This window comes from Streptomyces sp. NPDC002785, assembly GCF_040295565.1.
Classification (GTDB): Bacteria; Actinomycetota; Actinomycetes; order Streptomycetales; family Streptomycetaceae; genus Streptomyces.
Genome location: NZ_JBEOVN010000280.1, coordinates 1 through 7,464 on the forward strand (window position 1 = coordinate 1; position 7,464 = coordinate 7,464).

Below are 7,464 nucleotides of genomic sequence, written 5' to 3' on the forward strand. Positions count from 1 at the left end.
CCCTCCTGGCCACCTGGACCGGCGCCTGCTCGATATGCGGCCAACCCGCACCCAAACCAGAACCACACCACAGGACCTAACAAAGCCCTACTAGTGCTCTGACCGGGAAGGTTCACCGGGTTGGTGGTCGTGACGGTTGGATGTGCGGTGACGTCCGATCCGAGCGCTGGAGGCGCGGTGGCTGAGCCTGTCCGTGTACGCAGGCTGACCAACCGCGAACAGCAGCCCCCGAACGCCGACGGGGCAAGTTCAGGAGAAGGACAGCGACAGAAGGATGACTCAGGAGGCGAACGGCTCGATCTCCCCCGCGAAGACGATGACCTGGTCGATGAGGCTCCGTCGCAGATGGACGACATCCGTTCCCGCCAGGCGGGGGCCTCCATCAGGCGTGGTGAAGACCCACTGGTACCGGGCCCATTCGTCAGGCATGTCCACCGCTGAGCAGCGCACCATCGTGCCGGTCCCCGCCGGGTGGCGCCGGATGTCCAGCACGAACCGCTCGACCGCCCCGATTCCTTCGCTGCGACCCAACGGCCCCCAGAAGACCACGTCTGAGGTCAGGGCCTGGGAGAGCAGGGCAGTCACATAGCTGTCGTCCGAGGCGTTGAACGCGGAGATGAACGTGTCGATCGCGGAGCGTGCGGTCTCTTCCTGCATGCCCCAGTAATACCAGCAGTTTCGCGTGCGCTCGACCCACGAGCCGCCTTCCGATCACGGTGAACCTTCCCGGTCACAGCACTCGCGGCCGGCGCGCTGGGGCTGCTGGCCTTGTCCTCTACTTCCTCGGCGCGCTCGGCGCCCATCTGCGGGTCGGCGACCACCAGTTGGGCGGATGGGGCGTGTGCTCCGGCCTGGCGCCGGCCGCTCTGATCACGAACCTGACCACCAGCGGTCCCAGAGACCTGGTGATGTGAGCAACCCCTCCCTCAGAAGGAGCCACACCCGTCTTCAAGAGCCGACAACGCCGTTAGAACGTTCCGTACGGATCACCGCTTCCGGATGGGGGTGCTGTACGACGCCTTGAACCAATGGGCGCCTTGGAGATCCATCACAGCTCCTTGCGAACCCGGTTCAGGAACACGGCAGAAGACCCGGTGTCCATGCCTGCGCGCGCCGTTTCAAAGAGCGCCCGCCAGTAGGTCATCGGAAACGGGGTTGTGAGGGCGAGCGGCCCAGCCGGCCACGCCGGCGAGCAGCGGTCACCCGAATTCACGTCCGGTTCCGTCGAGCCGGCACACGGATGGAGCACAGGCGCGGCCTGCGAACGAGTGAAGTATCTGCCTGGGCGACCGCTCGGCACATGGAGATCTTTAGTCTTCCGAAAGGAGGGGAAGTCCCGCTCCAGGAAAGAGGTTTGTAAATGCGTTCTGGCATGAAGAAGTGGAGTCGCGCTCTGGCGGTCGTGGCGCTTACTGCGTCGGCCGCAGCGGCGGTACCGGCCGCCAGTGCGGCAGCAGCCGGCGAGGTGTCGATCCTCACGTTCGCGGACAAGTGCCTGGACGTGAGGGGCCAAAGCGGTGCTGACCACGTGCAAATCGTGCAGTACCGCTGCAACGGCATGTCCAACCAGCAGTTCAGGATCAGAGACGTTGGAAACGGCGAGGTCGAGATCCGCACCTTCGCCGACAAGTGCCTGGACGTGAAGGGAAGGAACGGTGCTGACCACGCGCGAATCGTGCAGTACCAGTGCAACGGCCTGTTCAACCAGCGGTTCAGGATTGAGAACGTCGGAAACGGCGAGGTCGTGATCAAGACCTTCGCCGACAAGTGCTTCGATGTTCGGGGCAGGAGCACCGCCGACGACGCGCAAATTGTGCAGTACCAGTGCAACGGCCTGTTCAACCAGCGGTTCAGGATCTCCTGAATCTGCTCGGTCATACGCCCGGCTCCGCGCGTGCCGACGTAGCGGCGTCCATCTGGCGAGGCAGGCGCAGTGCGCCCGGTCACGAAGTCTCCTACGCATCGTGAACACCGGGGGAACCGTGCCTGCCGTACCCGTCATGCATTCTCGCCCCGATCCGTGACCACTTCCTCGAGTTGCTGCCTGCCCGCGAGGAGCTGCACCTGGGGGGGCTGCCGCAATCCGCGGATCAGGGTCGCGGTGGTCTTTGACCGCCTGTCGCCGGGTGCAGGTCAGCGACCTCTACGCACTCGGTGCGTTCACGGCAGAGGGCATCGACTGCCCGCCGCTTGGCCGTGCCCTCCTTCGCCTCGTAGCGGCTCAAGGTTGCCTTGGAGATCCCAACACGAGCCCCGCGCCATCGGCGGCGCAAAACGAACGCATAGCCTCACCCGAAGGTGGCTCGCTCTTGACCAGGCATCAAAGCACTGTTGGTCTTGGTAGGTTGTGTCGCCAACCAGGGGGTGCCGCGTGTCTCGATCCGATCTGCGAGCGCTGTTCCGATCCAATGATCGCGAACTGAGAGCGGTCGACTTTTTCGCAGACCGCCGGGACGAGTGGGACGCGGTGGCCGCCGCTCTGGCCCGGCATACCCAATGGGTGAAACAGCCTGGGTTCGACGTGGAGGACCTGGAATCCGCCAGGCGTAACGCCCTCGTCTTCTACGGGGTCGGCGGTATCGGCAAGTCCACGTTCTCGCGCGGTGTCGCAGGGCACCTGGCGGACCATTCGGCACACGGCGGTGACTGGCCGCCGCTGGATTCCGGGATCGGCCGGGTCGTGCCCGTACGCGTCGACCTGTCCAATGAATCGGGCGTGGACTTCGAGTCGTTGATGCTGGCCCTGCGTCTGGCGGCTTCGGAACTCGGCGAACCCATGCCGGCGTTCGACATCGCCTTCCAGCGGTACTGGGAGCGCAACCACCCGGGGGAGCCGCTCGACGAGTATCTGCGGCGGCGTACCTGGTTCAGCCGGTTGCCGGGCACACGGTCGCTGTCGAGCCAGATGCAGTCGGCGCTGTCCGATATCGCGCAAGCAGTGGCCCTGCCGGGTACCGCGGGCGCAGTCATCGGGCAGAGCGCCGGCGCCGTCGTCCGGGCCCTGCGCGAACACCGGCAGCAGGTACGCGCACTCGCGGAATGCCGTCGCCTGGCCGACCTGCTGGAGGCCGACCCCGACCTCGAGGCCCTGAGCTACTACTCACACTTGCTCGCCTGGGACCTCAGCCGGGTGCCGGAGAAAAAGCGGTCCACGCTCGTTGTCCTGCTGGACACCTTCGAGGATGTCGGCGACCGAGTGCACCGCGATCTGGAACGGTTGATCCAGCGCGTGGTGTGGCTCATGCCGAATGTCCTGTTCGTCATCACCGGTCGCAATCGCCTCCAGTGGGACGACCCCAAGCTCGAAGGTCAGCTCGACTGGGCGGGTCCGGAGTGCTGGCCGCTGCTGGTGGGCGGCGCCACCGAGGAACCGCGTCAGCACACGGTCGGCTACCTCTCGGCGGAGGACTGCGAGATCTACCTGTGCGAGCGGCTGACCATCGCCGGCCGACCGTTGATGGACGACCGGACCCGCCACATGATCACGGCGAATTCGCACGGCCTGCCGCTCTATCTCGACCTCGCGGTGATGCGGTTCCTGGATCTTTACCGCCGTAACGACCGTGCCCCGGTGCCCGGTGAGTTCAACCTCGACTTCTCCGCCCTCGTCGCACGTACGTTCCGCGACCTCCCCCCGGATGTACGCCGTGTCCTGCGCGCGGTGAGTCTGCTGGATTCCTTCTCGGTCGAACTGGCCACCGCCGCGGCCGGTCTCGATCGCGACGCCCCTGCCCTCGACCTCGTCGAGCGCCCGTTCGTCGACATGGACCCCGGTGCGCCGTGGCGGCACCGGCTGCACGATCTCGTACGGGAGGCAGTCCGCGAGGCAGACGACACGAGTGAGGACCGGTGGAGCGAGGCGGACTGGAAACGAGCGGCCCGCCGTACGTTCACCGCCCTCGGCCGCGAAGCGGCGAATGACGACCGGGCTCGCCTCGTGGCTGCCCTGCGCCAGGGGCTGCGTCTGGCCCGTGACTACCAGCTGGACCTGGACTGGCTGGCCGATGCGGCCTTCCGCTACGTGGATGACTTCGTCTGGGAACCCATCGAGCTGCCGGCACAGGATGATGGCGGCGACGACGCGATCAGTACGCCGGCCGAGGCCCTGGCCGTGTCGCTGTCGGCCATTGCCCAACGTCAGCGCGAACACCGTGGTCGCACGGCGGAGCGCCTGCGCTCGGTTCTCGACTCCGGGCAGCTCCCTGACCGGCTGCTGGAGCTGCCGCGATACTTCCTCGCGGAATGCGACCGTGATCTGGGGAACTTCGACGCGTCGCTGGACGGGATGCGTCAGGTTGCCGACGACGGAGGCCGCCTCGCACCCACGGCCGCACGAGGTCTGGTGCATCTGGCCCGCCGGGTCGGCCGCTTCGAGCGCGTACGTGTCGCAGTCGAGGCCCTGGGACCGGAAGGCCGAGCCGACCGGGCCCGTGGAGACCTCTGGTGGACGCAGGGCAACATCGGACCCGCGTGCTCCGCCTACGCCGCTGGACGAGACGAAGCACTCCACCTCGACCAGCCGGGCGAAGCAGCGCTCGCCCAGGCGTGCCTGGCCTTCGCCGCGGCCTTCCAGGACCGCCCCCGCGCAGCTGAGCAGATCGCACGCGCCGAGGACATGCTCGGCGGCGTCTCGATCCGTTGGGCGGAGATCCAGACGTCCATCGCCACACTCGTACGGGACGCCGGTGTCGCCGCGGATCTCGCGCAGCGCGCCGAGGACACCGCCTCGCGCGCCAGGGAAGCGGGACTCACCTCCTCCATCGCCTACATCCGCCTCGCGGTCTGCCTCCACTTCCTGGTGCTCGGGCGCCTTGACCTGCTGGACGAGGCGAGGGAGCGGTTGCGAGAGTGCGTACAGGGAGAAGAGTTCGCCTATCTCGCGGAACTCTCCTACCTGATGGCCGGCGAGGCGCCGCCGACCGATCTACCCTGCGCGCAGTGGCTGGACGGGCAGGCTGCCGTGCAGGCACGCTGGGTGGCGATCGTCGAAGACCGGCGCCGGGAGGCTGCCGCGATCAGAGGAGAATGAGCAGGTGGCGAAATACACCACGCTGGACCAGATCGACCTGCCGCCGTGGCGGGCCTCTACGGGTCGGCGAGTTCGTCCTGACAATTCTTGACAATCACGACACGGAGAGCGCTGAGCGCCTGGCGGCTCACACCCAGGCGCTCTTCCTGCTGGGCGTCCCGACCGTCGCGGTGGCGGCCTTCGCTAGTGCTCCTCCACGGCGGAACGGATCAGCGCAGCTGATCTCTGCGGGCTCAGAACTCCCGCAGACGAACCGAAGCGATGAACCTGGTCCATGCACGGCGTTGTACGGCGATGTGGGGGCCGGTTGGCTGCTTCGAGTCGCGTACGCCGACCACCGGGTGCAGGTCAGCGACCTCTACGCACTCGGTGCCGCTTCCGCCGCTGTACGACGACTTGAACCAGTGCGCATGCTCGTCATCCATCAAAACTCCCCACAGACCCGATTCAGGAGCGCGGCAGACAGTTCGATGTCCAATGCCTGCGCACGCAGATACTCGAACGCCAATTTATAGCGCGCGAGTTCCTGTGGCTTCTCCATGAAGAGCCCGCCGCCGATGATGTCCACGTACACGACGTCGAGTTCAGGCGCGGGGCCGCCGAGGACAACGAAACTGCCCACCGCTGCGGCATGGGCGCCCGCTTCGAACGGCAGCACCTGAACGGTGATGTGGGGCTGGGTGACTTGCTCGCAGAGGTGCTTCAACTGCTCGCGCATGACGTCGTGGCCACCCACGATGCGTCGGATGACGGCCTCATCAATCACTGCCCAGATGTGTGGCGGCTCGGCCCGGGCGAGGAGTTCCTGCCGTTTCATGCGGATGTCCACCATGTGGTGGATCTCCTGGTCGGTGCACCGCATCTCCGAGGCTCGATGCACCGCCTCTGCGTACGCGCGCGTCTGGAGCAGTCCGGGCACGTACATGCAGGCGTAGTGATCCTCGCTGACCACTTCGTCCTCCAGTGTCAGCATGAGGTTCATCGATTCGGGGATCGGGTCTGCAAGCGAGCGCCACCAGCCCTGGATGCGGGCTCCTTTGGCCAGCTCGACCAGCGAGGCTCGTTCCTGATCTGAGGCGCCGTATTCGCGGCAGAGGGCATCGACTACCGGCCACTTGACCGTGCCTTCCTTCGTCTCGTAGCGGCTCAAGGTCGCCTTGGAGATGCCGACTCGAGCCCCGGCCTCTTCCAATGTGAGGCCCTTGCGGTCGCGCAGACGACGCAGATCCGCGCCGAGCTGACGTCTACGGGTGGTTGGTCCGACTGGCATGGCTGTGGTCCTTCGCGTTGATCCCCAAGAGCGTGCATCGTGCGGAGTGCATCGAGCAAGACAGCGCACTTTGGGGGCGCGCGCCAGTCCATGTGCTCCCGTTGCATCGATATGAGAGTTCCATTTTGAAAGTTCCGCTGTCACCCTATGAGAGGTGCGGGACACACACGGTGACCCGTTGTGGTGGAGGAGTGATCGGCTTGGTTGAGTGTCGTTTCGGAGTGGAGAGAAAGGCATGGGACCTGGCGTTCCTGGCCGAGGCGGAGGAGCTTGCTGGTCTGCGGCGAGTGATGCGGTTGCACCTGGAGCTCTGGGGGCTGCCGGGAGTCGTCTACGCGGCGCAGATCTGCGTCACCGAGATGGTCGCAAATGTGGTCAGGCATGTAGGGCCAGGGACTCCGTCCTGTCTGGCCGTGTCCATGAATGGTGATCGCCTTCGTATCGAGGTAAGTGATCCCGATGTGCAAGCGCTCCCTACGCTCGTTAGGGCAGCGGGGGAGGCTGAAGCGGGGCGAGGCATGGCTCTTGTGGACGGTGTTGCCGATCGCTGGGGCGTCATCCTGCGCGGCGACTCCAAGGTCACTTGGTGCGAGCTGGTCACCGGCCTGCGGTCCGCGAATGATCACGTCGGTGGTCCCCAAGTAGCCAAGGCGGAAGCGGTGTTAGGGCTTTGTGGGCTCAGTGCCGTCCCGGCGACATCCCGTCGTGAACGATTGGGCCTGACTTTGGGGAGGGAGATGGCGATCGACCTGATCGCCGACCTCCTCCACTGGCTGCGTGCCCACGGCTGTGATCCGGACGAGGCCCTCGATTGTGCGCAAGCGCACTTTGAGGCCGAGGCGGCTGATTCGGCGTGAAGCAACCTTCGCCCGAGGAACTCATTGAAATCGCTGAAGAACTCAGTGACGTGGACGCAGATTGTGATTGGACAGAGTCGTACAACCTGTGGTCGCTCGTGTGCTCTGCTCAGCATTGTGGCTTCCTGCCGGGAGTGTCGGTCCACCAACCCTTCCCTCTCGGTCGGCGGGACGACTTCGTCCTCATCACAGTTGAGGTGGCACCTGCGATCGCGTTAGCCTCGATCTTTCGTGACGGTCCGTTGGTTTCTTCGGCGGGCCGTTTCGGTTGTTCGGGCTGTTGGTGGCCAGGCTGATGGCCCGGCTGT

The 7,464-nt window shown here is 65.7% G+C and carries 7 protein-coding genes and 1 pseudogene; 5 read left to right on the forward strand and 3 right to left on the reverse strand.

Annotated features, from left to right (window positions below; genetic code table 11):
* Window positions 1-279: 279 nt before the first annotated feature.
* Window positions 280-657, reverse strand: a complete 378-nt coding sequence (locus ABTZ94_RS34975; RefSeq protein WP_086831186.1) for a hypothetical protein — start codon at window positions 655-657, stop codon at window positions 280-282.
* A gap of 59 nt (window positions 658-716) precedes the next feature.
* Here ABTZ94_RS34975 and ABTZ94_RS34980 point away from each other — a divergent pair, with 59 nt between their 5' ends.
* The 4 genes and pseudogenes from ABTZ94_RS34980 (at window position 717) to ABTZ94_RS34995 (ending at window position 5,029) form a co-directional block, all read left to right on the forward strand.
* Entirely contained in the window at window positions 717-914 is a 198-nt protein-coding gene (locus tag ABTZ94_RS34980; protein ID WP_351207070.1) for a hypothetical protein, read from the forward strand.
* Between the two features lie 458 nt (window positions 915-1,372).
* Window positions 1,373-1,864 (forward strand): RICIN domain-containing protein, encoded by a 492-nt coding sequence (locus ABTZ94_RS34985; RefSeq protein ID WP_351207072.1) that lies wholly within the window; start codon window positions 1,373-1,375, stop codon window positions 1,862-1,864.
* 122 nt (window positions 1,865-1,986) lie between these two features.
* Window positions 1,987-2,119: pseudogene (locus ABTZ94_RS34990) on the forward strand (IS5/IS1182 family transposase); the annotation flags it as partial.
* A 381-nt stretch (window positions 2,120-2,500) separates the two neighbouring features.
* Window positions 2,501-5,029 (forward strand): winged helix-turn-helix domain-containing protein, encoded by a 2,529-nt coding sequence (locus ABTZ94_RS34995; protein WP_351207074.1) that lies wholly within the window; start codon window positions 2,501-2,503, stop codon window positions 5,027-5,029.
* Between the two features lie 233 nt (window positions 5,030-5,262).
* Here the strand turns inward: ABTZ94_RS34995 and ABTZ94_RS35000 are convergent, their stop codons facing one another.
* Both ABTZ94_RS35000 and ABTZ94_RS35005 read right to left on the reverse strand, forming a co-directional pair.
* A complete protein-coding gene (locus ABTZ94_RS35000) occupies window positions 5,263-5,454 on the reverse strand; it encodes a DUF397 domain-containing protein (protein WP_351207076.1) in 192 nt (63 codons plus the stop codon).
* Entirely contained in the window at window positions 5,454-6,299 is an 846-nt protein-coding gene (locus ABTZ94_RS35005; protein WP_351207078.1) for a helix-turn-helix domain-containing protein, read from the reverse strand. The genes ABTZ94_RS35000 and ABTZ94_RS35005 overlap by 1 nt, the downstream gene beginning before the upstream one ends.
* A gap of 191 nt (window positions 6,300-6,490) precedes the next feature.
* Between ABTZ94_RS35005 and ABTZ94_RS35010 the strand changes: the two genes are divergently transcribed.
* Window positions 6,491-7,156, forward strand: a complete 666-nt coding sequence (locus tag ABTZ94_RS35010) for an ATP-binding protein (protein ID WP_351207080.1) — start codon at window positions 6,491-6,493, stop codon at window positions 7,154-7,156.
* Window positions 7,157-7,464: the final 308 nt, after the last annotated feature.